Consider the following 24,512-nt stretch of genomic DNA (forward strand, 5'->3'; position numbering starts at 1 on the left):
CCCAGCTGTTGCCAGGAGTCTGAGCAAACAGGTAAGCGGTTGAGGCTAATGACAATGAACCCATTACGCTAACGGGAAACTTAGTTCAATGAAACAGATGAAGCAGCGACAGTCTAGGGCATATTTTCTCGTCCTAGCCTACCGTTGTTTCTTTTATTGTAGTTATCAAAACTTTATTTTCAACATACATTTAAAGTTGATTCATATCAGTTCCGCCTTAAATGTCCGTCTGTAAGCAATTTTTCAACTAAAAAGCTCTGCCGACCTTAAGGTTAGCAGATCTTTTTAATTTATTTAGAGTATTCACTTACTTCAAACGTTAGGATACGATCATACAGCATGTAATCCTTACGGCTGCTGAATGGACCTTTGTTGTTATCGTGCTTATTGATTGCGTATGAAGCTGATCCAGAACCAGCCTGTTTGCCTTCGTACCAGGCAATAAAGTCATTGACCTCTTTTATGCTTAGGTCAAATTCTTTTTCTAAGCCAGTTGTCATAGTGACCACCAGGATTGCACGATCTCCAGTAGTTGGTTCTGGATCAGGTTGACTACCTCCTCCTTGTGGAGTGGCAGATGCTTCATTGGAATATTCAGAATCGGCACCGTTCACTTTAGCACTTACAACAAAGTAGTACTTCGTTCCGTTGGTCAGACCGGGAATAACAAAGTTTCCATATGCATCTTTTGTTGCTGTTGCGGTTTCAGTATATTTGCCGGATTCTGTTCCGTATTTTACTGTGTAGCTTTCTGCATTCTCTGTTTGATCCCATTTTAAAGTAACCTGACTGTTTCCAGGTTTCGCCTCTAGATTTGTAACTTTTATTTTGTCAGCTACTCCAAGTGTTATTTCAGATATAGCAACCCAAGAAGACCCACCATTAATTTCAATTTTTAACCCTGAATAACTTCCTTTAGTTACTGCTATAGGATCAGTAATTGTCGGTTTATTATAAACATGTTTACTCACATTCGGACTTATTGCTTTCCAAGTTCCGTCCTGCTTTCCGTAAACAGTGAAGGAATAATTTGATTCAGGTGCTGCAAGCGCTGCAATTTGAATGAAATTCAAACTAACATTTTCCGGAAAATCCAATTGAAAAGTACCTGAATATCCCGCCGACAGCCAACGTGTATTTAAATCTCTGTCAAATGCTTTTTCTGGTAAAAAATTCATATAGGTGTTTGAGCCTGTTACTGTTGTACCCGATGGCGGTGTTGTCCCTTGCATACCCTCAACAGTATTTAGATTGTTTTCATCAGCAGCCATAGCCACAGGCATCGCTAATAAAAACAATAAGACACAAAATAAAGATGTTTTCACAAAAATTCTTTTCATTTTAATCCCCCTAAGTAATCTATTGAACAGATACTAAGGTAATATATTCCTCAAGGTGTGTCTAAACATATACTTGCTGATCTATAAATATAATCTAAATATTTGCATATTTATTTTTTATTGGGTATGAAAAAGGACTCTATCAGCCAATACCCTGTAGAGTCCCTCACCCTTATTTCACTATAAATTTTACCTTTGTACCATCAGCATACTTTTCTAGCTGATGACTTACCCATGATCCTGCTCCCCTATTATCACTAGGGGTTATGTATCTGATATCAGCACCTGCGCCACTCAGCACACATTGCCATCGGCCATTCATCGCGGTCATATCCTTTTTTAGTTGGATAGCCCTTTAGAGACTCCTTCCTGTTTTCCTCGACTCCATCCCGATCAATTGTACACACCGCAGAATGTCCGGCTGCTATTGCATCTCTAATGTGCGCCCCGGTTTCAGGGTAACGTGAACTTGGGAACTCCAATATATACCCAGTTGCTTGTTGGTTGATTGCTGTCGGTTCAGCATAAACGCCCTGAACGGAAAAGATAGATGCCAGTAAGAATACGATTAATCCTTTTGCGATTCCTTTTATCATATGACACCTCCATAGTATTTAATCTTCTCAATACCATATTGGGAGACATGTCGAAGTATCGCGTATATTGTCACATAATAAAAAGGACTCATATCAGTTTTCGGGCAGAGCTCATTTTCTCCAGAAATTAAAAACCACATTTAAACTAAACTTATTTTTGAATATATAGTCATTAATGTTTAGACATCCCTTTTTCAATTTTGTATGATTACTGAGCAAATAAACAAAAAGGGGATTTATACATGAAAAGAAAGCTCAATTTAATTTTATGCTTCACTTTACTTATTACTATTTTCCTCCCATTGTCATCAGTGAGTGCCTACACTGGAGGATATGCTAATGGGAAGAATGCAGCTATTACGGCAAGGGCAATGTATATATATGGAGCAACAAGCGCTGAAAACACATCTCTTGTTACAGATAATAATGAAGAAACAAATTACTCAATGCCTGCTGGCAAGATGATTGTAATTGATCTAGGCGAAATCAAAAAAATAGATTCTTTTAAACTTAAAAGCGATGCCAAAGTATCAAGAATAGTTTTTTTTGGGCATGATGCTGGTTATTTAGGATCTTATGGAATAAGCGATAGTAACGATAGTGCTTTCAGTGGGCAACTCAATAAAATTCCATTACAACAAAATGTTAGATTTGTATCATTTATGGGATTATCAAATGATACTATAAACATCAGTGAAATCGACTTTTTTTATAGTAAAGATCCAGGGCCAACACCGGCCCCTACTCCAACACCCAACCCAATTCCAGATCCTAATCCTGTACCTGTAGATCCAACACCAAACCCTGATCCGACCCCAAGTCCTAACCCTGATCCTTCTGAACCTACGGAGCCAACTGAACCAGCACAACCAACTGGTGACCGCGCTATTCTGACTGTAACAATGGATAATGGATTTGATAAAGAATTCGATCTAAGTAAAAAAGAATTGAATGCCTTCGTCGCTTGGTATGACGCTAAAGATGCTGGTAGAGGCCCTTCATTCTTTGCCATTGATAAGCACAATAATAACAAAGGTCCATTCAGTAACCGGAAGGACTATGTAATTTTCAATAAAATACTCACATTTGAAGTAAGCGAGTATTCAACTAAATAAACAACAAAGGACTCCATACTGGTTACATACCAGCGGAGTCCTTTTTCACATCTACTCTAAATTCAAACTGCTTACGGAAGAAATAAGATCAGTTAATCTTGATTGACTCCGGTGTGTATTTCTCGACCGGTCCGCCGTAGTCCACGATATCTATCAAATCCTCACCTAACGGCTGTACTACATATACTCTTACCTGGCTTAATGCAGCTGCAAATAGTTCGATATCCGACTTTAACACTTTATATGTATGGTTCATGCTGATCACCTCATGATAGGTATTTGATGGATTGTGTAGAAACCCCTTCAATCTATAAATACCCGCCGACCAATTAAGGTTAGCGGGTATTTGCTTTGCTTACGTTTAAGCCCCTCCATGCTGTACTTGAGGCTGTACATCATGCGAGTAGACAGGTACAGTAACAATTAACAAAAAGCTAGCCGCGATGATCAACAGTGCCATTTTTTTAAACATAGTTCATCCACTCCTCAAATTCTAATACAGCGTTCAGGCCCCACCAATTGGATCATAGTATGGAGTAACCTGATGGCTATTCGACTGAACAGGCACAGTAACAATTAACAAAAAACTAGCTGCAATGATTAGCAGTACCACTTTTTTTAACATTGTCTAACCACACCTTTTCAATGAATTTTGAGTATTTTTCCTTTGTTTCGGGAATTGCATGGATGCGGAAATGCTCAAACATTCCTACACAGTTTAAATAATAAGTCTCATTATTTAGTGTATGATAACTTTCCAACGAATACATCAAATATTTAAAACCATCTTCGTATGAACCTTGATGTAAATAATAATAAGCTAGCTCATAACTCAAACGCGCATACTGCTCTGGTATAACTTGTTTCGTATACATATCCGTTGATGGCTGTTGCACAAAAGAAGCAATAATCGTTTCAAACCGTTTAATTATATCATTAACATCTAACTTATATTGGTTAGCTGCAAACATTACGTTCAAAAGCTTTACAATCATTTCCTTATCGACTTTATCACTTGATGCAATAATGTATTGAACGTAATCGTTTAGCACACTTACATCCCCAGATAAAAGCTTATATATGTAAGTATTACCTTCTGCCCAACTTTTGAATAAGCTGATCCAGTGTCGGGTATCCTCGTCAGTCTCCTTTACCCAATCTAAATTAGCGTAGGAGTATGTATACTGTAGAGCTTGGTGGTAATCGCCCTTAGCTTCGCAAGAACCTGAACACAACAAATCAGCATAAGCGATGTACACAAACAGTGGACGACTTAGTTTCTTGGAAGACTTATCACGTATTCGACTCTGCTGTTGGTGTTCCAAAGTATATTGAATTTCAGCTTTAGTCCTCATTGTTCTAGCAACATCCTCTACCTTGTCCCACTTACGCAATGAACGATACACATTAGCCAAGTCCTTCAAGGCGTCTAGCTGGTCTAGTTCATCAAGGCGTTCGACAAAAGCTTCAAACACCGCTGCTGTCCCTATGTTACGGCTTTGATCGTCTCCAATCTGAATCGTAAATATGCGATATTGACAGACTGCCAAGCGTTCAGAATGTTGATATTTCTCCGCTTCAGCTACCCCCTCATAGAGCAATAATGCAGCCGCATGTCTTCCCTGCGACAACAATTCCTCTGCAATTTCAAATAGCTTGGGTGAATACAGCAGATTGTCCATGATGGCTCCCACCACTCGACGAATTACATCCAACTTGTCCAACTCTGCACAGCGATACAAAAATGGCTCGATTCGCCTCATATTCGGAGGATGGTCGACGATGTAATTTTCCACGAACAAGTCGTAAAAGTGACCTTCAGGCACACCCATAGCCTCAGTAATGAGGTCAAGTTGGTTAACTGACATAGACTTATTCCCTGTTACAATAGCACTTATTATCCCCCTATTCATGCCTGCAATTTGTCCAAATTGCGCTATGTTCAAACCCTCTTGTTGTATGTATCTGTCTAATTCTGCTCGAATCGTAGGTGTATGCTTCATGTCATAGCCACCCTTCGCATAGAACTTCCAGTATTTTATAATCATTTACTATTTTTGTCCAACAATTAACCATCTGTCAATATATTTTTTGCGAATCATGTAGAAAAGCTACGTTTGTCATAAGGGTACTCCTGTAAACAAAAAAACACCCTATCGGCTTTAGTTAAAAGAATGTTAGAAGATCGTCCATTCCAATAAAAAATGCGACCCCCAAAAAGCTTGGAAACCGCGTTGTATTTGCATTTATAAGGAGACTAATGAAGGGAATTGAACCCCTGACCTACGCATTACGGGTGTGTTAAATAGAATTTTGATAGGATTGACAAGGTTACTATAGCCAGCTCTATCAGGAATAAGGTTCCCGCAGGTAGTATAAATATCCGTAATCGGTAGAAGATTTGGTAGAAGAAAAATATACTTTATAACTTGACGTCCCTATTCGGTCTCGGAACAACCAACACATCGTATATATCCTGTAAATGAAGCAACACACGCTCGTCCGTCCCTGCCTGCTGGCGGTCAGATGCTTCTGGTCAAAACCGAGCAGTCGTATCGTATCATCCAGCTCTAAACTCATATCCATGAGCCGCTCTATCGCTGCGTTAATGTTTGCCAAGGTTCATACCTCCTTAGTAGCAAAGTCCTCTGAATTTCAAACTTTAATCATCACTCTTCCAAGATGTTTACCGTAGTCGTAGACTTCTTAGTAGTTGTTCCATGTCACTCACCCTTTCAAAATTCTTTTTGGGAAATATGAATCTTTCTATTAAGTCTGCCGTTATAACAAATGAGGTGATATTATGACGTACAAAAAAATAAAACGCTGGACGAAGACCGTTTTAAAATTACTTTTTATCGTGAATGTAACGGGACTTGTTGTTTTTATAGGCTATCTAATATTTGATGTGCTTACTGACAAAAAAGCACTAGTTAGTACTCCAGCTGTTAACTCAATTGCATTAATATTAGGAATGCTTTCACTGCCGGGAATAGTTGTTCAACTGGTATCCCTGCTTAACATCAATGAGAAGAAAACTTTTTCATTGACTTCCCAGTGCCCTCATTGCAGACATTTAGTTGAAATGAAAATGAAAGAGGATTAAGAACATACGTTCCGTTTATAAAATGCAGGTGGCCGCCGTAGCCCGTGAGGGTAGAGGCCACCCTGCAAAGGATTTATTTAAACAGCAGTTGATTGAACCGTTTGCTCTTTAACGCGCTCTTTGTATTTGTTCAACTTTCAAGTGAGCTGTCCATAAGATAGGCCGACACTACGAGCCAATCCCCAAAATGTTCCTCGATGCTGCATTTGAAGATCAATACTTTATGGCCTTCGAGCTCGCTGCTTCTACTGGCATGCGTCAAAGTGAGATATTTTGCACTACCCCGATCAGAGGTAGATTTACAGAGGAAAACAGCTTCGGTTCGACAAGCATATACCATTTCTGAAATAGGACATGATCTTGATGATACTAAAAATGATAGCAGCGTTCGCTCCATCGCACTGTTTACTAATACCGCTAAATTTTTGGAAAGCACTTTAGAAAGCAAGAGCATGAGCAAACCAGAAATAAGCTATATAATGATTCAGGTTTAGTAATTCAAACGAGTGTGGAAACGCCTCTTGGACCCCGCAATCTAATGAGACATTACTATCGTATTTTGGACAGAATTGTAAAGGAACATCCCGATTTTCATCGGATTCGTTTCCATGATTTGCGACACACTCATGCAACACTACTTCTCAAAGCTGGTATCCATCCAAAGATTGTTCAAGAACGACTTGGACATTCGTCTATCAATGTAACTCTGGATACCTATTCACATGTTCTTCCGAATCTCCAAGAAGCGGTGTAAAAAAACATTGGCGATTCAATTACAGGAGAGAGCATTAGCACTGAAGAACCTACTTTACTAGACTAAAGGTTAGAAAAATGGTAGAAGATTGTCCAAAATCACAAAAAAAGCGCGACCTCCAAAAAGCTTGGAAGCCGCGCTGTGCTTGAGTTTTATAGAATGCTGGTGAAGGGAATTGAACCCCCGGCCTACGCATTACGAGTGCGTTGCTCTACCCCTGAGCTACACCAGCAGGTCAGTGTGACTGACAACAAAAACTATTATACTCTTAGTTACATAAAAATCAATCACTTACATCAACTTTATCAACTAGGATTTGGATTTAATTCTGTAACATTTCCTGTCGTGGTTCCGGATAGTTTATCTGCGACGGATCTGAGCTTCTGGCGACTGGATGAAGGCTTATCACGGCGATCATCAATTTTGACCGAGGTGGAAACACGTTTGGCTCCTGCCAGGAATGGCGCTTCGTGCAGCGCAGCAATAGCGGTGAACACATCATCCAACGACCCCTCAATAATCGTACTCATGGAGGTAAGCTCATAGGTAATTCCTTTTTGCGTCTTCAACACTTTTTGCATTTGAGCAACATAGTCGCTCAGGCTCGTACTCCCTGTTCCAATCGGGATCACAGTCACTTCTGCAATAGCCATCACCAAGTTCCTCCTTTAGTTTAAAGAAATCTTCTTTTTTAAAATTCTAAAACCCAGTCCATAAAGCAACCTTGTTTTGCAAGCAAAGTTCCATATGTATACCGCTTGTTTCTGTAGGAAGCATCTATATTATTTATTGTACCGTCCACTCCGTCTCAATTCAAATACGGCTCGCGACTTCTCTGCATATTTTGATTTTCCATTCCTTTTCCTTTACGTATGGCTTCGAATGTTGCTATAATACTCCTTGCACTTATTTGAAATTTTAAGTTTATATACACAATATGTTGGGTTAAATATTCATAACACCTCTAAATATAGTGATGTAGCCGATAAATCCTACGGGAACCATCTTTTTCCCCTTCATTGGCAGGCGCATCGCTATTTCTATGTTATTGGATTACATACAGCCCCAAAATGCTGTCTGACCATCGCTTTTTTCATCATTTTCTTTTCTCAGATCATTTTCATGCCTATTCCCTAAGTATGAATTCCAAATCAAGAAAGCGAGGAATTAATCCTATGCCACAACTCGTAACCAAACCAAACAATCGCCAGTTGGCTTTTGATGAAATACGTATATCCGTATATGCTGACCGTGTGCTCAGCGGGCTGGACAAGCTGGATAAAGATCGACTTATTCGCGGTGTAACCAGTAAGCTGCGCCGGGATGAAGTCACGGGGGATGAAATTAGCAACGCATTTGCAATGGCTGCCCTGGAACTGGTTAGCAAGGAAGAACCAGACTGGAAATTTGCCGCTGCACGTGCTTTGCTCACTTCTTTATATAAAAAAGCAGCTACTCACCGCCGTTACAAATCCTATGCAGACGAGCCTTACGGCGCTTTTTATCCACTGATCACCGATTTAGTTCAAAAAGGAATCTACCGTCAAGAGCTGCTTGACTGCTACACCAAGGAGCAGATTGATGAACTCGGCGATTCCATATTGCCGCAGAATGACCTGCTATTCGACTATATCGGACTGTTGACGCTGTCTGAACGCTATTTGGCCAATGATTTTGACGGACGCGTGATGGAACTTCCGCAAGAACGCTACATGATTATCGCAATGTACCTAATGCATCAAGAGCCTGCCGACAAGCGTATGGAGCTGGTTAAGGAAGCATACTGGGCGATGAGCAACATGTACATGACAGCAGCTACACCTACCATGTCTAATGCCGGAAAAAAGGTGGCTGGACAGCTTTCCAGCTGCTTTATCGACACCGTAGACGACTCGCTGGAAGGTATTTTCGATTCCAATACCGATGTAGCCCGTCTTAGCAAAATGGGTGGCGGCATCGGCGTATACCTCGGTAAAGTACGAGCGCGCGGCTCCGATATCCGCGGACATAAAAATACAAGCTCTGGTGTTATTCCTTGGATTCGCCAGTTGAACAATACAGCGGTTAGCGTAGACCAACTGGGTACACGCAAAGGTGCAATTGCCGTTTATCTGGACGTATTCCACAAAGACATTCTGGCATTCCTGGACCTAAAGCTGAACAACGGTGACGAGCGGATGCGTGCGCATGACGTATTCCACGGCGTATGTCTGCCCGATCTGTTCATGGAGCGGGTCGAAGCACGGGGCGAATGGAATCTGTTCTGTCCGCATGAAGTGAAGAAGGTCATGGGCTGGAAAGATGACAAGGGTCGTCCACTGGGACTGGAAGATTTTTATGATGAAACCTTCGGTTCAGGCTCCTTCCGCGAGAAGTATGAGGAGGCGTCACAGCATCCGATCCTTTCTCGTATTACGGTGCCTGCCATTGACATCATGAAGCGTCTGATGAAATCACAGTTGGAAACAGGTACGCCGTACATGTTCTACCGCGATACGGTAAACCGAGCTAACCCGAACCGTGCCCATGGTATGGTGTATTCCTCCAACCTGTGTACGGAAATTATGCAAAATCAATCTGCAACGGTAGTAGAAAAAGAAGAACTGGTCACCAAGGACGGACAAACACGCATTGTTATTTCCAAAATTCCTGGCGACTTTGTGGTGTGCAACCTGAACTCCATTCATCTGGCTCGTGCTGTTCCGGCAGGTGTGCTGGATCGTCTCGTACCGATTCAGGTACGTATGCTGGATAATGTTATTGATATCAACAACATTGAGGTGCTGCAAGCACAATACACGAACAGCCAATATCGTGCAGTCGGCTTGGGTACATTTGGGCTGCATCATCTGCTCGCACTTGAGGGTATCCGCTGGGAGTCCGATGAAGCGGTAACCTATAACGATCATTTGTATGAAAAAATTAACTACCTGGCTGTAAAATCCAGCATGGAGCTGGCGAAAGAAAAAGGCCGTTATGCCAAATTCGAGGGTTCCGACTGGGCGACCGGACATTATTTCACTTCCCGTGGCTATACAGACGGTACACGTGAAGGCAAATTCGTCACTACGTCCGAGTGGAGTGAGCTTGCGGAAGAAGTCCAACAAAACGGTGTCCGTAACGCATGGCTGTTCGCCATCGCGCCTAATGGTTCCACGTCCATCATTGCAGGCTCTACCGCTAGCATTGATCCACTGTATGAGTTGCTTTCCTATGAAGAGAAAACAACCTACAAGATCGCAAACCCTGCACCAGACTTAAATGAAAAAACCATCTGGTACTACAAGACAGCTTTCTTGCTGGATCAACATGCTTCGATCAACATGGCTTCTGCACGTCAGCGTCATATTGACCAAGGTCAAAGCTTTAACCTGTATGTGCGCCCAGATATCAAAGCTACCGAATTTTTAGAGCTGCACATCCATGCTTGGAAATCAGGTATGAAGTCGACCTATTATGTACGCAGCCGCGCACTGACGATTGAAGAATGCGAAAGCTGCGCATCCTAAACTAAAGGAGAGAGCCTCTCATGCAGTTACAAAAGATTTTTAACACAGAAGCGCCTAACCGCTCTACCCGTATTATTGAAGGCGAAAACTCCGGTATTTTGAACTGGAATGATATTCGGATGCCGCATATGTACAAACTATATAAAGTACTGCTGCTGAACCACTGGATTCCGGATGAAATTCCGATGTCCAAAGATGCGTCCCAGTTCCCTATGCTGGATGCCGAAGAACAGCGCACCTTCAAAATTAATATCGGCCTGCTGGCCGTGCTGGACTCCATGCAGACCATGTTTGTCGGAGATGTAAAACGATATTTTACCGATTCATCGCTGGAAGCCATTTCGGCCATTATCGGACAACAGGAAGTCGTGCATAACCAGTCCTACTCTTACGTGCTATCTTCCCTGGTATCGGAACAGGAGCAGAAAGAAATTTTTGAATACTGGAAAAACGATCCTGTTCTGCTGGAGCGCAACACATTCATCTCGGCCATCTACCAGAAATTCCGCGATGAGCAGAATCCCCAAACCTTCTTCCAAGCGATGGTAGCGGATTTGATTCTGGAAGGTATTTTCTTTTACAGTACGTTTGCTTTCTTTTACAATTTGGCCCGTGACCAAAAAATGATGGCTACCAGCCAGATGATCTCGTATATTCAGCGCGATGAAAATCAGCATTGCTACTTCTTTGCCGAAGTGTTCAAGCAGCTTTTGGCTGATTTCCCTGAGTTGAACACGAAAGAGAACATGGACTACGTTTATCGTATGATCAACCGCGCTGTGGAGCTGGAAACGAATTGGGCGCATTACACGCTCAAGGAGGTTCGTGGCATTGACTTGAACGAGCTGAGCGATTATATCAAATACATGGCAAACATGCGCCTGAGACTTCTGGGTATGGACAAAGCCTATGAAGGTGTAGATGTAAATAGTATGCCTTGGATCAAGCCATTTTCGGATGAAGCCCTGAATGCAACAAAAACGGACTTTTTTGAAGCAAAATCACGCAATTATGGCAAAGTCGGAGATGACAACGGATTTGACGATTTGTAAGTCATACGCTACAAGCCTTAACTCGGTTATTACTGAGTTAAGGCTTTTTTCTATGGGATGAAATTTGCACAAATGCGCAGAATTTTCATGAAACATATGAATTACTATTCATATTCCCCTACTTGAACACGATATTATATGAAGGTGAAATAATATAGTAAGGAGCATATTATGAAAAGCAAAGTCAAAAAAAGAATGGGATTACAATCCAAACTCTACTTCATCTTGCTCATTCCTTTAGTTGTGATTGGCGTCATGATTCTGTGGACGACCAAACTGTCTATTCAGAATGCTTCTCTATCAACCATGCAACTCAACAATGAAGCGCTGGCAGTGAATACGGCCAAGCTATTGGACAAATCAGCCGTCAAAAGCTTAAATACGAATCCATCCGAGCAGAGCAGCGAGTATAAAGAACTTCGGAACGAGTTAAATACGCTTAGGCTGCAAAGCGGAGTCCTGTATATGTATATGTACAACCGTGTTGGCGATGAGTGGAAGCTCACGGTGGACGGAGCTGCTTGGGACGACAAAGACTACAGTCCTTTGGGAAGTCCTGTTAGCTTCACCCGTAAAGAAACGGCAGATAGATTGAAACAAGGGGAGACGGTCACTACAGATATCACAACGGACCCTGAATGGGGAACGATGTTTTCTTCCTTTACACCCATTAAGGATACAGATGGAACCATCATAGGCTATCTGGGAATTGACAGATCCCTTGCCTCTGTAACTGAAGTATACGAGAAAACCCTGCCTGAGGCCTACCGGCTAGTTATCCCTGTGGTCTCCATCATTCTGATCATTTCCATTGCGGCAATGGTGCTGGTAACCCGTCGAATACTGCGTCAGGTGCGATTCATTAAAAATACACTGGAGCAAGTAGCCGACGGCAATCTTACGGTTACATCGCAGCAAGTTACGTATGATCAGCTAGGTGAAATCAGCGGCTTGACGAACCGAATGGTGGAAGCCATGTCCAATATGATTGTGGACATTCAAAACAGTTCAAGTACACTTCAGCAAGCATCGGGGAATATCGTCGTGACAACAGAAGGAACACTACACCAGACTGAGGAACTGTCCCGCACACTCCAGCAAATTGCTGATGTATCTACAAACCAAGCGGATCAAACGTTAGAATCGGTTCAGCAATCTGACCGCTTAGGGCAAACGCTGGATGAAGTCGGAAGCCATGTGCACCAGTTTACGGATACGGCGCGCCATCTCAATGAGGTCCGTAATCAGGTAGCCAGTGAACATGAACAGCTATTGGAGAAGGGACGAGAAAGCGCCCTGCGAATCAAGCAAATGCAGCGTATGTCACACGCGCTAACCGAAAAATCCCGCGAAGCAGCTAACATCGGGCAGCAGGTACAGGGCATCGTAAAGCAGACGCAGATTTTATCCTTTAATGCCTCGATTGAGGCCTCGCGTGCAGGTGAAGCTGGTAAAGGTTTTTCTGTCGTAGCTCATGAGATGGGACAACTTGCCCAACAATCTGCCATGTCCATTCGTGAAATCGACCAAATCCTAAGCAGCTTTGTCGAGCAAATTGAGCAAATGGGCGATCAATTTGATCAAAATATAAACACTGTCAATGAACAAGAAAAACAAATTGCATTATGTTTACAGTCTGTTGACGAAGTCACCCAGGTTTCAGAGGAAGTTCAGGAACTTGCTGCACATTTGGCCCAATTGACGACAGAAATGCACGAGGTACGTCACAGCGTAGATCAACATCTGAATCACACAGCCAGCGCGGCGCAGCAAACTGCCGGAATGACGGAAGACGTATCCGCAAGCGCACAGAAGCAGGCTTTAGCGGTAAAAGAACTATCCGCAGTAGCCCGTAATCTGACTACACTATCAAACAATCTACAGCGTCATGCTGATCAGTTCCGGGTAAAGAGTTCAGACCAATAATGATTTCGGTGAACTGTGACCCGTAAGATGGACACTTGACCTAAAGTGTCCATCTTACGGGTCATTTTACAGACGAAAGGGAGTACATTCAAAAGGAGCATTCGCTAACATAGCGAATGCTCCTTTTGAGGTTAGAAAGTCGGGCTGAGTACACCTTTATCCAGTTAGATGCATACATATATAACCTAGAAGGTCTATTAAAGGTACTTAAGAGTTGTGCCGTTATTCTCACGATGGAGGAGCCGCGGCTGTTTTCATCGGTTTCATATAAGAAGGATAGCCTCCCGTATGCTGAAGCATTTCAATTTCACGCAAAATACGCGGCAAGTCAGCGACTGAGTTCATCACGATGTGGGCCCCTGCTCTTTTCAAGCCATATATACTCTGTCTACGTCGTTCCTCAGATACTCTGTCATCCGTTTCACAGCTTGTAGTGTGATCCGGGGGCAAGGCACCCTCGTTATGGTTCAACACACCAATCGTCCAAACGCCGGCATTCCGTCCTTCTTGCATATCGGCTGCTGTGTCTCCTACCTTCACAATATCGCTAAGCGGGAATACCTGCAGGCGATGTGCAATTTCATAGATCATCCACGGATAAGGCCTCCCCTGCGAAACTTCACAAGGGGCTACCATACAATCCAGTGTATAGGGTGACTGTGCAGGCGTGAATACGTGACTCAGCATCTCCATCGGGCAAGATGCAGTAGCGCCTGACTGAATGCGGCGATCTTGAAGCTCCTGCAGCGCCCTATCTATACCGGTAGCAGTCTCAGCCCCTTGGATCAAAGAGCGAAGAACAGGGACAAGCTCAAGATAAATATGCTCAATATCCACTCTGCCAGGATGCGCACCAAAGCACTCCAGCCATTTTCTACGAACCTCTGAAAGTCCGAGCACATTCGCAATATGATCCCGGATGGGCAGTCCCCGTCCATGAGATACCTGCTCTTCAGTTACCTGTATGCCCTTCCATCTGAAGATGTCGCACATTCCCTGGATTAAGCCCCGTCCCCCGGGGTCTAACAATGTACTTTCAAGATTAAAAATAACCGCCTGTATCATGCAATCCCCGCCTTTCCGTACCGCGGCTATCCGCAATCTTTATTTTGCTTAGGAACATGATACACAGCTAACGTAAACTCAAATGTCGCAAACGGTAAGCGGATTGTAATTGAAAATAAATTCCTTGAATGGTTTTGATTTACCGAGTGAAATGAGGAGGGAGTCGCAATATGAGACAGCCTTGGAATGAGTTTAATTCCAAAATGCCTTGGCGGATGGAGCTTGGTTGTTATGCCCTGAATAAGCTAGCCTGTGGAGGATTGGTTTTTGGTCTCTTATGGGTCTACTGCTATCTGACAGAGGAAATCACGGGATTGCCTGTGAGTATAGCAGGCAATAGCGGTGAACTGACCGCGCAGTTGTGGGCCTATGGCTTTGCCCTTCCGGCGGCTCTTGCCGCTGATGCGCTACGTGATCTTTTACCCTGGCTTCGCAAGCCTGAGCAGTTCACGCTATACCTTGCCGTAGGGTTCAGTGTCTTTCTTCTGCTAGGATCTCTGATGTCGCCTGCTGGAACAGGTATATCATGGAGCAACGGCATAGCAGGTGCAGGGATTACACTACTCTATTATGGGGGAAGGCACTGGCTGAACCGTGAATATGGAATACAGATCATGCTGGCCTTCCTCCTGCCACTGCTGCTATGGGTTATAGGGCTTCAATAATATCGCCGGCTACTACTGAAGCGGGATGCTGGCGATGATGCGCGGCCGTTTCCCCAGCCACGCCATGCAGATACACGCCAAAGGCTGCTGCCTGCGAAGCGTTCAAGCCTTGGGCCAACAACCCTGCGATGATGCCTGTCAGCACATCGCCGGCACCGCCTGTCGCCATGCCGGCATGGCCTGTGGTATTGACGTAGGCGTTTCCGTCGGGACACGCGATGACCGTGCGTGCTCCCTTGAGCACCAGCGTGACTCCGCGTGTCCGGGCGTATTCCCGGGCATGGCTGATTCGGTCACGCTGCACCTCTGCTGTCGGTATGCCCAGCAGACGAGCCATTTCACCGGGATGCGGCGTTAGCACGACCGCCGCAGCCCTCGACTTCCAGGCATCCAGCTCAGGCCCCGCCGAGGCAAGGATGTTCAAGGCGTCCGCATCAAGCACGAGCGGACCGCTGTATTCCTCCCACAGGCGGCGCAGCCAGTCAGTGTCCCCTGCGAAGCGGCCGAGGCCGGGCCCGACGGCCAGCACATCGCGCGCCTGCGCGAGCTGTAGCAGCTCGGCTGCGGAGTCGGCGTTCCATTCGCCGTCTCCGCCTGTTGCTGCGGCAGCGAGCATCAGCTCCGGCGCGGCGCCAATGACGCGCGGAAGCAGTGCCTCAGGCACCGCCCACGTCACAAGGCCGCTGCCGATGCGCAAGGCGGCGCGTGCAGCCAGTAGGCCTGCACCGCTCATGCGCAGACTTCCTGCTGCGACCAGAACGTGGCCGTAGGTGCCCTTGTGCCCGTCCGGCACCCGGCTTCGGCTGACATCCACGTCCAGCACGTCGCGCAGCGTATCGCTGGTCAGGAGCCGCAGCTGTACGCCGCGCTCACGGGCAAGGCTGGGCGGAATACCGATGTAGCGTACCACCACATCACCAGCGTTTCCGGCGCCCGGATATTGGGCGAGCCCACACTTCAAGTAGGCGAGGCATACGGTGACACGCGCATGAATGCACGGCTCGTGCAGTGCACCTGTGTCGGCGTCGAGGCCGCTAGGCACGTCTACCGACACGATTGGCGCGCCGCTGGCATTGGCCTCGCGGATTAGCGAGGCATAGGGTTCACGCGGTGGACCTTGCGTGCCTGTGCCCAGCAGGGCATCGACGATGCCCGAGGCACCGCACAGGTCGAGGTTATCCCGACCATAGAGGATAACCGGGATATCCAGCGCTGCGATGATGTCGCGCTGGTCAGCCGCTTCACCGCGTAGCGTTTCAGGCGGCTCGGCATACACAACGGTGACGCGCAGACCTGCATCGGTCAGATGGCGGGCTGCCACCAGTCCGTCACCGCCGTTGTTGCCTTTACCAACGAGGATATACCAGTGTGCTCGTTCACATACATCATATCGCCCTCGGCTCGATGAATCCGTCCGTATAACACTGCCATGTCCCGGTACATCCCCCGCTCCTGTGTGTGTAACCTCATTTATGCCACCGCTTTTTCCACGTCTCTCAGCACAAAGTTTCAGTACCTCGTCAGCTACTGCTCGCCCGGCATTTTCCATCAAGGTCAGGGCCGGGATCCCCAGCTTATCAATCGTGTACCGATCCAGTTGCCGCATTTGTTCGGCGGTCACCATATACATGCTTATTCGCCTCCCATATAGCCATCCCTGTGATTAATATCCGACGGTAAAGCGGGAATTGACAAATTCCCCTTCTACTAACTCATCAATCAGGGCTACCGCATAATCCTCAACAGAAATGCGACTATGGCCTAATTCGTCCACTACCAAATGATCCAAACCAATACGGAACTGCCCTGTACGTTTACCCGGTTCAATAATTCCGGCAGGACTACAATATGTCCAGTCTACATCCGCAGCACGGTACAACTCCAGTGCATCAGCGTGTGCCGCCGCCAGTGGCTTCACTTCCTCTGGAAACTCAGCGGTATCCATGAGACGCTCACCGTTTTCTGTTTTCAGACTACCCGCTCCGCCAACGACAAGTATGCGCTCCGCACCGGAACGCCGAGTTCCTTCCAGTAAAGAACGAGTCGCTTCGAGCAATTCCTCCTCAGCTCCAAACTTGGGACCATAGGCGCTAATGATAGCATCGTGCCCTTTGGCTACCTCCGTAACGGAATTCGGGTTTAGAATATCCGCCTGAACCACCGTCAAATATTCATTTTGCTCTGTCACTCGTTGCGGATCGCGCACTGCCGCCGTCACCTCATACTTACGCTTGATTGCTTCCTTTACTAACGCTTTGCCAATTGTTCCTGTTGCTCCGAAAATAATCACTTTCATATTAACGTGCCTTCTTCCTATCTATAATTTTCTTACTGTTATTTATCCGTTTTATAACCAGCTCAAACTCGTGCAGGATTTCAGCTTACAGTCCTCCCGGCTGTCGCCAATACATCCCTTCCGACCTTGGACTGACCAGTTGGAAACCGAACTGCGCATATAACCGGTCGGCTGGCTTATCCGCAATCAGCGTTGCAAAGCTGCCCACAGGAACCTCCCGTTTCAAATACTCCATAATCTCTTCCATAAGCTTACGTCCATAACCCTTCCCCTGATGGGAAGGCTTGACTGCAATATCCGTAACCAGAAAAAACACACCGCCATCACCGCTCACCCGGCCCATCCCGATCAATTCCTGTCCAAGCCGTAGCGTTACAGCAAATAGGCTGTTCGGCAAGCCCTTAGCTGCCGCTTCTTCCGTAATTTGCGACAAACCAGCCTCCTTGCGTAAAGCCTGATATTCCTCGACGGCTGGAATGGCGTAATCTACGCGAAGCAGCTCGTACGGTTGATTCGATGTCTCATGATGTTCTGTTGCAAAATCTATATTTTTATTCATGCCGAATCTCCCTTCCTGCTGTAATCTTGTCTATTTTACCAAAAAATACTTCATAGTTCTTGGTTTAAAGATATACAAGCCCTTGAAATGCCTGCGTGGTCTGTGCAATAGTGTAGAAAGAACAATGGAAGGAGGGATTGCGGGTGTCCCCGACGGACTTCGCGGCATTAGCCGCATATATCTCACCCGGTCTGATCGCCTTCCTGCTGGCGTTATCCTTGCTGGTATGGCTGTATGTTCACAGTGCAGCCCAGCTTCGGAATTCGCGTCAGCAGCGGCTCGAAGAATTACAGGAATCACTGCGTATCTATGGGCGGTTAGCTGGTTATCTCCAGACTGCTACCCAGAACGCGATCAACAACAGCGAAAAGCAGCAGCACCAGCATGGACTAATCCATGCTCTTCAGGAGGCTAAAGCAGCCCCCTATTTGACCCCTCACCTTCAAGAGCAGGTTCAAGCATCCCTTCGGGAATGTGATCCATTCCGCCGGGAATTGCTTCTCAAGTCACTGGAGCGTGAAATGAACAAACTGATCGAGGAACGGCGACTTGTTCTGCTGGAATCCCATGCTCCAGGCTGGGGAACAGCATTATGGAAGCTATTGCGACCAGCGGCCGGCCCGCTGACGCTGGCGGGAATCGTCTGGTTGACCTCAAGACTGGTTGTGGAACTGATGACTTACAGTCATGTCGATGTTAGTCTACCCGACACCACACAATCTGTATCATGGCTTATAGGGTATGCATGGATAAGGTTCGTTTCTGGCTTGATCGCCTTGCTGTATGTCTATCGTCTGATGACCCTGCGTAGACAAAATGATCTGGACGTGACGGCATCCCATTTCCCAACAAGCCTGTTATGTATGGTCATTGCCGTTGTCGCCCTGTTTCAATGGCTCGGGCCAGAAGCGTCTCCCTACATACTGGCTGCACAGCTTGTGCTGTTCTTGATTGGCTTCCGACTTACCCGAGGCCGCTCGCGAAGTGATCGTCCTTATGTAGGTCATCCCGGCTTGATGAAGGCCGATGCTTCGCAGCATCAGGAATTACACGCAACTGACAAAGATACAACCGCCGATTCTTCTTTGGCTGATGAACATATGCGGTCCTAAACACCCGTTGCGCCTGAAATTAGATCCCGTATACATCCCGCAAATCACATACCATCACAGGACATCCCAACACACAAAGAAAGAGTTTATGGGGTGTCCTGTTTTTTGAACAATTTTTGGCTTTTTACGGGGTTAGGCTTGTGCCAGCGATCAAGGAAAGGGTATATTGTTTATATAAATGTAAATCATATCGTTTTATATGTATGAATATTGAAAAAAATCCATATATGTTAAACTACCATCAATTTATGATGCGCGTTAGAATTGGAGGAACTATGCAACTGGACATTTCTGAAAAATCACTTCCCGTTTATGAAGCGCTGGCCAGTGAGGTTCGGCTGAACATGATTGTTCTGCTTGCGGAGAAGCCTATGAATATACGTGAGCTGGCGGAAGCCCTGGGACTCAGTAGTGCGATTATGACCATGCATGTTAAGAAACTGGAGAGAGCATCCATTATTTCGACTAAAATGCTGCCCGGACGAGGCGGGGTTCAGAAGGTATGCTCATTGGCTACGGACAAAATTGAAATCGCCATGCCACGCTATCAGCAGGATGTACGGCAATTTCATCAGACGGAGATTTCCGTCGGACACTTTACAGATTTTGAAATTCAGGCAACCTGCGGCCTAGCTACCGTCGAAAAGATTATCGGAGAATTCGATGAGCCTCGTTCATTCTTAGACCCTGAGCGCTTCAATTCCAAAATTCTTTGGTTTAGCCAAGGGTATATGGATTATAAAGTGCCGAATTTCCTATTGTCCAGTCAAAAAGCTGAGGAACTGGAAATTTCGATGGAATTATCATCGGAGGCCCCTTTTACCAATGATAATTGGCCTTCAGACATCACGTTTTTTCTAAATGATGTGAATTTGGGCACTTGGACTAGCCCGGGGGATTTCGGTGATAATCGTGGTAAATATACACCTTCATGGTGGCCTGATTTTATCAATCAATATGGTCTGCTTAAGAGACTTCGCGTTACATCCGAAGGTACCTTTATGGATGGCAAGCAGATATCCGATGTGACCCTAAGCGACGTGCTGATTGATCAGAAGCAATGGAAATTCCGTATTGCCATTTTGGATGATGCCCAGCATATTGGCGGGGTAACCCTGTTCGGTACTGGATTTGGTAACTACAACCAGGATATCCTGTTCCGTTTGTACTACAAACCTGCGGAAAACCATACCAAAACAGCAACGGTAGAAGCTGGCGATAGCAGCAAGTAATCATTAGACCATTCAAAACCTGAACACGGCGTTTTGCCCATGCCTTTCTTGGGAGACAAAGCGCCGTGTTTTACTTTCTCATTCTCTTTTAATGGCCCCTTTTTGCCATGCGCTGTGTAATTAGCGTACAGGTTCAATACAAACTGGTGAAGGAACCTCCAATACATATCCCGTTCGGGTCAACCGTCCATCATCCCCATGGATAGCAAAGGATACGACGTTGTTTCCCTCTTGATTCGCCGCTAGCAAATAACCAGACAAGATGTTGAAGTTACGCGGCGTACTGCCGAAAGTCTCGACCCATTCAATCGTCTTTAGCTTGCCGCTGTCTAGATCGACATGGTAGAGTACGATGCTGTTGTGTCCTCGATTGGATACATACAGAAAACGTCCACAGGGTGTAATTCGAATATCCGCTGCTGTATTTTCTACATCTATAATGCCTTCTGGCAGTGTGGACAGACTTTGCAGCAAGGTAAGCTTACCATTACGTTCGTTATAACCAAACACAGTAACGGTATTATTCAATTCATTGGCGACAAAGACATATCGACCTGAGGGATGAAAAACCAGGTGGCGTGGGCCGGAACCAGGTGGCAAATCTGTCTCACGGTGGGTCACCAGTTTCCCATCCTCGGTCAAACGATATACTATAATCTGATCCAGCCCCAGATCACATACCATGGCATACTGTCCTGAAGGATCAGGAATAATCGAGTGTGGATGTGGTGCATCCTGGCGGTCCTGACGAATCCCTGACCCCGTATGCTGAACCTGCCCTGACATGTCTCCCAACCCTCCTGCTTCTGTCGCAGGGAATACAACGGCATTGCCCCCAGAATAGTTAGAAGCCAGCACATATTGTCCATCTGTTGTTACGGATACATAGCAAGTATGTGCGCCCTCCGTTCCTTTTCGATCCATAGTATGCAATTCCCCCGTCTGGGTGTTCACCTGATACGTGTACAGTTGGCCTGGTTCTGTTTCACTGGCAGCATACAACTCCGCCCCATTCGGATGCAGTGCCAGAAAAGAAGGTCTCTCGATTCCTTCCACACCTCCAACCATACGCAAATCACCATTGTCCGTATGCAAAGCTCCTATATAAATTCCTCTTTCCTCACGAGACGCATAAGTTCCTATATAAAATAACTGCTCATTCCGCTCTTTCATCCGATCTCAGCTCCTTTTAGCGTATTCCTCACAAGTTATCCGACTTTTAAGTTCTACTTTCTAACTGGTTATAAACTTATCATGCATTATTACCCAAGATTCTGCCGTTTCATTAACATTTGGCTATGTATGCAAAAAAATAGCCTCTTCCGCTGTAATCTGTAGTAGTTCATAAGAACGCCACAGTTCACACCAAAAGAGACTACTTTACAGAAAAAATAATATTAAACCGCTGTGGATTGCGTATCTCTGCTTTTCCATTTTACAGCCAGCCCCAAACTAAGCATGAGAATGACCGCCCCAAAAATGTACGGCAAATTGATATGCACCTCAAACAATGTACCAGCAAGCGCAGGTCCCAAAATATTACCAATACTCATATAAGCATTGTTCATCCCGGCTGCAACTCCCTGCTCATCCCCTGCCATTTTGGATAAAGCAGTATTAATGGCTGGTCGCAGCAACGACGTAGCGGTAAAGAAGATAAGCGATACTCCGAGTACATAATAGAAGTTCCCTGAGAGCAACATAAGCACAAGGGAAATCGCGGAAAACAGAAAAGAACCGATAATCACACCTTTTTCACCAAAACGGTTCAACATCGGACTAATGACCACAGCTTGAATTATAGTTCCGACCAACGCACCTACCGTAATAATGATAGCAATATCACGTTCATTGTAATGAAACTTGCCTGTTACAAAAAACGGAAACATCGTTTCAAAATGCGTCAGGCCAAAGGTTAACGTGAATATCATAATCAACAGCATAAAGTACGGCTTACGGAAAGACAGCGCAAACTGTTTAATCACATTGTCCCGTTTCACCTTAACATTTCGAAACTTCAACTGCTTCTCCAACGACAAGGTTTCGGGCAGTAAAATCAATGAAATCAGTGCCGCTAAACCTGATACCGCCGCCGAAACGTATAAGGGTGTACGAAGCGAGATATCTGCCAGCAAACCACCTACACCAGGACCTATCACAAAACCAAGCGACATAGCGGCCCCCAACAGCCCCATTCCTCTGCCCCGGTTATGGACTGTTGTGATGTCGGCAATATAAGCCATCATTGGAGGGATCATAAATGCCGCTCCTGCGCCTCCAAGCAAACGGGAAATATACAGCATCGTCAATGAGTGTCCAATTGCAAACAATACAGAAGACACCGTCATGATGACCAAACCGATAATAATCATTTTTTTACGTCCGTATTTATCGGACCATTCCCCCGCTAACGGCGAAAATATAAACTGGGTCAAGCCAAACACGGCAACCAGATAGCCTCCCGTTTCACCACTGCCTCCCAAGGAACCCATGAACTTGGGGAGGATCGGAATAATGAGTCCAATTCCCAGCATGGCAATAAACATATTAATCATCAAAATGACGAGCGGTCCCATTTTCAATTGTTGTGAATCCGACATGTTGCGTTTTGTCCTCCTCAGGTTCTTTATTTCGTATACGAAATTCTTATTTTGCAACCATTTCAGCAAAACTCTTCATTATATTAATAGAGTGGGAGGCAAATAACAATCATAAAATACTTCCGATACCCCTGAATGTTACTCCTTTATTTTTGTACAATAGCAATCGCAATATCATAATCAAATTTCTGAATTTCTGCGGATGGAATATCAAAAGGATTCACCGGCTTTAGTCGATTCGACTCGATCCAATATACCCCCTCTGTTGTATTACGCTCATAGCCATTACGGTCCAACCAAGCAAATAGATCATCATAAATCGTATTTAATCGTTCTCGATCTCCCTGAAAACGGGTCACTGCATACTCTCTTTCGGGCACCTCGATGCGTTCAAGACTATCCGGTACTTCATTCCACGAGGACACTTTAACGCCCACCTTGACCGCAGTACTTCCGTTCTCCTCAACAACTGTCCATTGGGGAGTTAACACATAGCCCATATCCGCGTCCAGACGACCTGAGTGGTTCTCTGGGACGTTCTGTTGCACTTGTTGCCACTGTCTGCGTACCTCATCACCCAATTCGGCAAAAGGGGCTCGCGCAGTCAGCGCTGCTACCTTGAAAGCCGATATCCGCTGAATAACTACATCGAGATTTGAACTCATACGGTTTCCTCCTCATCAAAGTGGATACTACCAAACTTACTATATCCTTATGGTGAATCTTCGAATAGCTCCTGCAATAACCTTTCCTTGTTATTCAGAAATTGTTTGGTGATGATATAATGATCGGTTTCCTCCAGCGTCCGTGTGTCGATCCCTTCATGTGTCAGATGATACAGGACCGAATCTGGATAAGACATCAAGATGGGGGAATGGGTAGAAATGATAAACTGTGATCCCTGTTGCACGAGCTCATGAATCCGGGCAAGCATGGCCATCTGACGCAAAGGCGATAGCGCTGCCTCTGGCTCATCCAAAATATACAATCCTTGTCCTCCAAACCGATGCACAAATGCAGCAAAAAAAGACTCGCCATGCGACTGCTCATGCAGCGACTTCCCCCCGTACGAATCCCGAATGGGTCGCCCTCCTCCTTCTCGATCCAGCTCGTCAATATGAGTCGCCACATTATAGTAGCTCTCCGCCCGGAAAAAGAAGCCATCCCTCGGTTTTTCAACCCCTCTCACCAAGCGGATATGCTCATGCAACGAGGAATGCGTGGCTTGTGTAGAAAAGTTGAAATTTTTAGTGCCACCCTCTGGATTAAAACCCCAAGCGACCGCGATTGCCTCCATAAGCGTTGATTTACCTACACCATTTTCTCCAACAATATAGGTAACGGAAGGATGGAATTTGAGTTCATTCCACTGTTGAAGAGCCCTTAAGTTAAAAGGGTATTGGCTCCTGTCAGCATCTGGAGGCCACAATAGCTCCAATCGACGTATAAAAAGATTGCGATCCCATATACTCATGTTCAGTCAGCTCCATTGCCAAGCAATTTACTAGGTATTCCATCATTATATTGGAATTATTTACAGCAATCAATCTCAACTCCCATTTCGTAACCCTTCTGTTGTTATTCA

Annotated in this window: 21 protein-coding genes, 1 tRNA gene and 2 pseudogenes; 9 read left to right on the forward strand and 15 right to left on the reverse strand. The window is 45.4% G+C overall.

What is annotated here, in order from left to right; all coding sequences use genetic code 11:
• Positions 1-290 precede the first annotated feature (290 nt).
• Complete coding sequence (locus KSP24_RS24230) at positions 291-1,340, reverse strand: fibronectin type III domain-containing protein (protein ID WP_216977032.1); 1,050 nt, start codon at positions 1,338-1,340, stop codon at positions 291-293.
• 172 nt (positions 1,341-1,512) lie between these two features.
• Positions 1,513-1,936: pseudogene (locus tag KSP24_RS24235) on the reverse strand (NucA/NucB deoxyribonuclease domain-containing protein).
• A 242-nt stretch (positions 1,937-2,178) separates the two neighbouring features.
• Between KSP24_RS24235 and KSP24_RS25410 the strand changes: the two are divergent.
• Positions 2,179-3,051 (forward strand): hypothetical protein, encoded by an 873-nt coding sequence (locus KSP24_RS25410; RefSeq protein ID WP_254207976.1) that lies wholly within the window; start codon positions 2,179-2,181, stop codon positions 3,049-3,051.
• 22 nt (positions 3,052-3,073) lie between these two features.
• Here the strand turns inward: KSP24_RS25410 and KSP24_RS24245 are convergent.
• From KSP24_RS24245 to KSP24_RS24255, 3 genes and pseudogenes are all read right to left on the reverse strand, one after another.
• Positions 3,074-3,307: pseudogene (locus KSP24_RS24245) on the reverse strand (hypothetical protein).
• A 331-nt stretch (positions 3,308-3,638) separates the two neighbouring features.
• Positions 3,639-5,054 carry a transcriptional regulator gene (locus KSP24_RS24250; protein WP_216977036.1) on the reverse strand — a complete coding sequence of 472 codons (1,416 nt, stop codon included), beginning with the start codon at positions 5,052-5,054 and terminating at the stop codon, positions 3,639-3,641.
• A gap of 346 nt (positions 5,055-5,400) precedes the next feature.
• On the reverse strand, positions 5,401-5,670 hold the full coding sequence (locus KSP24_RS24255) for a hypothetical protein (RefSeq protein WP_254207977.1): 270 nt from the start codon (positions 5,668-5,670) through the stop codon (positions 5,401-5,403).
• Between the two features lie 184 nt (positions 5,671-5,854).
• Here KSP24_RS24255 and KSP24_RS24260 point away from each other — a divergent pair, with 184 nt between their 5' ends.
• Together KSP24_RS24260 and KSP24_RS24265 are read left to right on the forward strand one after the other, a co-directional pair.
• Positions 5,855-6,157, forward strand: coding sequence for a hypothetical protein (locus KSP24_RS24260; protein WP_029517865.1), 303 nt, complete (start codon positions 5,855-5,857; stop codon positions 6,155-6,157).
• Between the two features lie 538 nt (positions 6,158-6,695).
• Positions 6,696-6,911 (forward strand): tyrosine-type recombinase/integrase, encoded by a 216-nt coding sequence (locus KSP24_RS24265; RefSeq protein WP_254207978.1) that lies wholly within the window; start codon positions 6,696-6,698, stop codon positions 6,909-6,911.
• A gap of 160 nt (positions 6,912-7,071) precedes the next feature.
• Here the strand turns inward: KSP24_RS24265 and KSP24_RS24270 are convergent.
• Both KSP24_RS24270 and KSP24_RS24275 read right to left on the reverse strand, forming a co-directional pair.
• Positions 7,072-7,143 (reverse strand) — tRNA-Thr (locus tag KSP24_RS24270).
• Positions 7,144-7,216: 73 nt separating this feature from the next.
• The gene (locus KSP24_RS24275; protein WP_040102273.1) at positions 7,217-7,564 is read right to left on the reverse strand and encodes an MTH1187 family thiamine-binding protein; all 348 of its coding nucleotides are present in this window, start codon (positions 7,562-7,564) and stop codon (positions 7,217-7,219) included.
• 522 nt (positions 7,565-8,086) lie between these two features.
• Here KSP24_RS24275 and KSP24_RS24280 point away from each other — a divergent pair.
• From KSP24_RS24280 to KSP24_RS24290, 3 genes are all read left to right on the forward strand, one after another.
• On the forward strand, positions 8,087-10,420 hold the full coding sequence (locus tag KSP24_RS24280; protein ID WP_058711002.1) for a ribonucleoside-diphosphate reductase subunit alpha: 2,334 nt from the start codon (positions 8,087-8,089) through the stop codon (positions 10,418-10,420).
• 20 nt (positions 10,421-10,440) lie between these two features.
• A complete protein-coding gene (locus KSP24_RS24285) occupies positions 10,441-11,472 on the forward strand; it encodes a ribonucleotide-diphosphate reductase subunit beta (protein ID WP_064964255.1) in 1,032 nt (343 codons plus the stop codon).
• Between the two features lie 171 nt (positions 11,473-11,643).
• Entirely contained in the window at positions 11,644-13,398 is a 1,755-nt protein-coding gene (locus KSP24_RS24290) for a methyl-accepting chemotaxis protein (protein ID WP_216977038.1), read from the forward strand.
• A gap of 228 nt (positions 13,399-13,626) precedes the next feature.
• Here KSP24_RS24290 and KSP24_RS24295 read toward each other — a convergent pair whose 3' ends face one another.
• The gene (locus KSP24_RS24295; RefSeq protein WP_090737158.1) at positions 13,627-14,463 is read right to left on the reverse strand and encodes an HAD hydrolase-like protein; all 837 of its coding nucleotides are present in this window, start codon (positions 14,461-14,463) and stop codon (positions 13,627-13,629) included.
• A 170-nt stretch (positions 14,464-14,633) separates the two neighbouring features.
• Between KSP24_RS24295 and KSP24_RS24300 the strand changes: the two genes are divergently transcribed.
• On the forward strand, positions 14,634-15,128 hold the full coding sequence (locus KSP24_RS24300; protein WP_025676247.1) for a hypothetical protein: 495 nt from the start codon (positions 14,634-14,636) through the stop codon (positions 15,126-15,128).
• Here the strand turns inward: KSP24_RS24300 and KSP24_RS24305 are convergent.
• From KSP24_RS24305 to KSP24_RS24315, 3 genes are all read right to left on the reverse strand, one after another.
• Positions 15,112-16,758 (reverse strand): NAD(P)H-hydrate dehydratase, encoded by a 1,647-nt coding sequence (locus KSP24_RS24305; protein WP_216977040.1) that lies wholly within the window; start codon positions 16,756-16,758, stop codon positions 15,112-15,114. The genes KSP24_RS24300 and KSP24_RS24305 overlap by 17 nt on opposite strands.
• Before the next feature lie 33 nt (positions 16,759-16,791).
• A complete protein-coding gene (locus tag KSP24_RS24310; protein ID WP_013369130.1) occupies positions 16,792-17,424 on the reverse strand; it encodes an NAD(P)-dependent oxidoreductase in 633 nt (210 codons plus the stop codon).
• Between the two features lie 85 nt (positions 17,425-17,509).
• Positions 17,510-17,983, reverse strand: a complete 474-nt coding sequence (locus KSP24_RS24315; protein ID WP_064964251.1) for a GNAT family N-acetyltransferase — start codon at positions 17,981-17,983, stop codon at positions 17,510-17,512.
• A gap of 143 nt (positions 17,984-18,126) precedes the next feature.
• Between KSP24_RS24315 and KSP24_RS24320 the strand changes: the two genes are divergently transcribed.
• Entirely contained in the window at positions 18,127-19,095 is a 969-nt protein-coding gene (locus KSP24_RS24320; RefSeq protein ID WP_040102278.1) for a hypothetical protein, read from the forward strand.
• 275 nt (positions 19,096-19,370) lie between these two features.
• Complete coding sequence (locus tag KSP24_RS24325; protein ID WP_025676046.1) at positions 19,371-20,327, forward strand: ArsR/SmtB family transcription factor; 957 nt, start codon at positions 19,371-19,373, stop codon at positions 20,325-20,327.
• 120 nt (positions 20,328-20,447) lie between these two features.
• On the opposite strand, the gene KSP24_RS24330 is transcribed toward KSP24_RS24325, so the two are convergent.
• The 4 genes from KSP24_RS24330 to KSP24_RS24345 form a co-directional block, all read right to left on the reverse strand.
• On the reverse strand, positions 20,448-21,500 hold the full coding sequence (locus KSP24_RS24330; protein ID WP_216977042.1) for a lactonase family protein: 1,053 nt from the start codon (positions 21,498-21,500) through the stop codon (positions 20,448-20,450).
• A 224-nt stretch (positions 21,501-21,724) separates the two neighbouring features.
• Positions 21,725-22,927 (reverse strand): MFS transporter, encoded by a 1,203-nt coding sequence (locus KSP24_RS24335; RefSeq protein ID WP_013369125.1) that lies wholly within the window; start codon positions 22,925-22,927, stop codon positions 21,725-21,727.
• A 146-nt stretch (positions 22,928-23,073) separates the two neighbouring features.
• Positions 23,074-23,592 (reverse strand): GyrI-like domain-containing protein, encoded by a 519-nt coding sequence (locus KSP24_RS24340; RefSeq protein WP_216977044.1) that lies wholly within the window; start codon positions 23,590-23,592, stop codon positions 23,074-23,076.
• Positions 23,593-23,639: 47 nt separating this feature from the next.
• Positions 23,640-24,401, reverse strand: coding sequence for an AAA family ATPase (locus KSP24_RS24345; RefSeq protein WP_216977046.1), 762 nt, complete (start codon positions 24,399-24,401; stop codon positions 23,640-23,642).
• Between the last annotated feature and the right edge of the window lie 111 nt (positions 24,402-24,512).

The sequence above is a fragment of the Paenibacillus sp. AK121 genome, from assembly GCF_019042715.1.
GTDB lineage: Bacteria > Bacillota > Bacilli > Paenibacillales > Paenibacillaceae > Paenibacillus > Paenibacillus polymyxa_C.

Bases quoted from the DNA above. Each gene is read 5' to 3' on its own strand.
- KSP24_RS25410 (WP_254207976.1), top strand. From the start codon at position 2,179: ATGAAAAGAAAGCTCAATTTAATTTTATGCTTCACTTTACTTATTACT.
- KSP24_RS24300 (WP_025676247.1), top strand. From the start codon at position 14,634: ATGAGACAGCCTTGGAATGAGTTTAATTCCAAAATGCCTTGGCGGATG.
- KSP24_RS24310 (WP_013369130.1), bottom strand. From the start codon at position 17,424: ATGAAAGTGATTATTTTCGGAGCAACAGGAACAATTGGCAAAGCGTTA.
- KSP24_RS24305 (WP_216977040.1), bottom strand. From the start codon at position 16,758: ATGTATATGGTGACCGCCGAACAAATGCGGCAACTGGATCGGTACACG.
- KSP24_RS24290 (WP_216977038.1), top strand. From the start codon at position 11,644: ATGAAAAGCAAAGTCAAAAAAAGAATGGGATTACAATCCAAACTCTAC.
- KSP24_RS24340 (WP_216977044.1), bottom strand. From the start codon at position 23,592: ATGAGTTCAAATCTCGATGTAGTTATTCAGCGGATATCGGCTTTCAAG.
- KSP24_RS24315 (WP_064964251.1), bottom strand. From the start codon at position 17,983: ATGAATAAAAATATAGATTTTGCAACAGAACATCATGAGACATCGAAT.
- KSP24_RS24325 (WP_025676046.1), top strand. From the start codon at position 19,371: ATGCAACTGGACATTTCTGAAAAATCACTTCCCGTTTATGAAGCGCTG.
- KSP24_RS24330 (WP_216977042.1), bottom strand. From the start codon at position 21,500: ATGAAAGAGCGGAATGAGCAGTTATTTTATATAGGAACTTATGCGTCT.
- KSP24_RS24280 (WP_058711002.1), top strand. From the start codon at position 8,087: ATGCCACAACTCGTAACCAAACCAAACAATCGCCAGTTGGCTTTTGAT.
- KSP24_RS24285 (WP_064964255.1), top strand. From the start codon at position 10,441: ATGCAGTTACAAAAGATTTTTAACACAGAAGCGCCTAACCGCTCTACC.
- KSP24_RS24275 (WP_040102273.1), bottom strand. From the start codon at position 7,564: ATGGCTATTGCAGAAGTGACTGTGATCCCGATTGGAACAGGGAGTACG.
- KSP24_RS24260 (WP_029517865.1), top strand. From the start codon at position 5,855: ATGACGTACAAAAAAATAAAACGCTGGACGAAGACCGTTTTAAAATTA.
- KSP24_RS24335 (WP_013369125.1), bottom strand. From the start codon at position 22,927: ATGTCGGATTCACAACAATTGAAAATGGGACCGCTCGTCATTTTGATG.
- KSP24_RS24250 (WP_216977036.1), bottom strand. From the start codon at position 5,054: ATGAAGCATACACCTACGATTCGAGCAGAATTAGACAGATACATACAA.
- KSP24_RS24265 (WP_254207978.1), top strand. From the start codon at position 6,696: ATGAGACATTACTATCGTATTTTGGACAGAATTGTAAAGGAACATCCC.
- KSP24_RS24295 (WP_090737158.1), bottom strand. From the start codon at position 14,463: ATGATACAGGCGGTTATTTTTAATCTTGAAAGTACATTGTTAGACCCC.
- KSP24_RS24230 (WP_216977032.1), bottom strand. From the start codon at position 1,340: ATGAAAAGAATTTTTGTGAAAACATCTTTATTTTGTGTCTTATTGTTT.
- KSP24_RS24345 (WP_216977046.1), bottom strand. From the start codon at position 24,401: ATGAGTATATGGGATCGCAATCTTTTTATACGTCGATTGGAGCTATTG.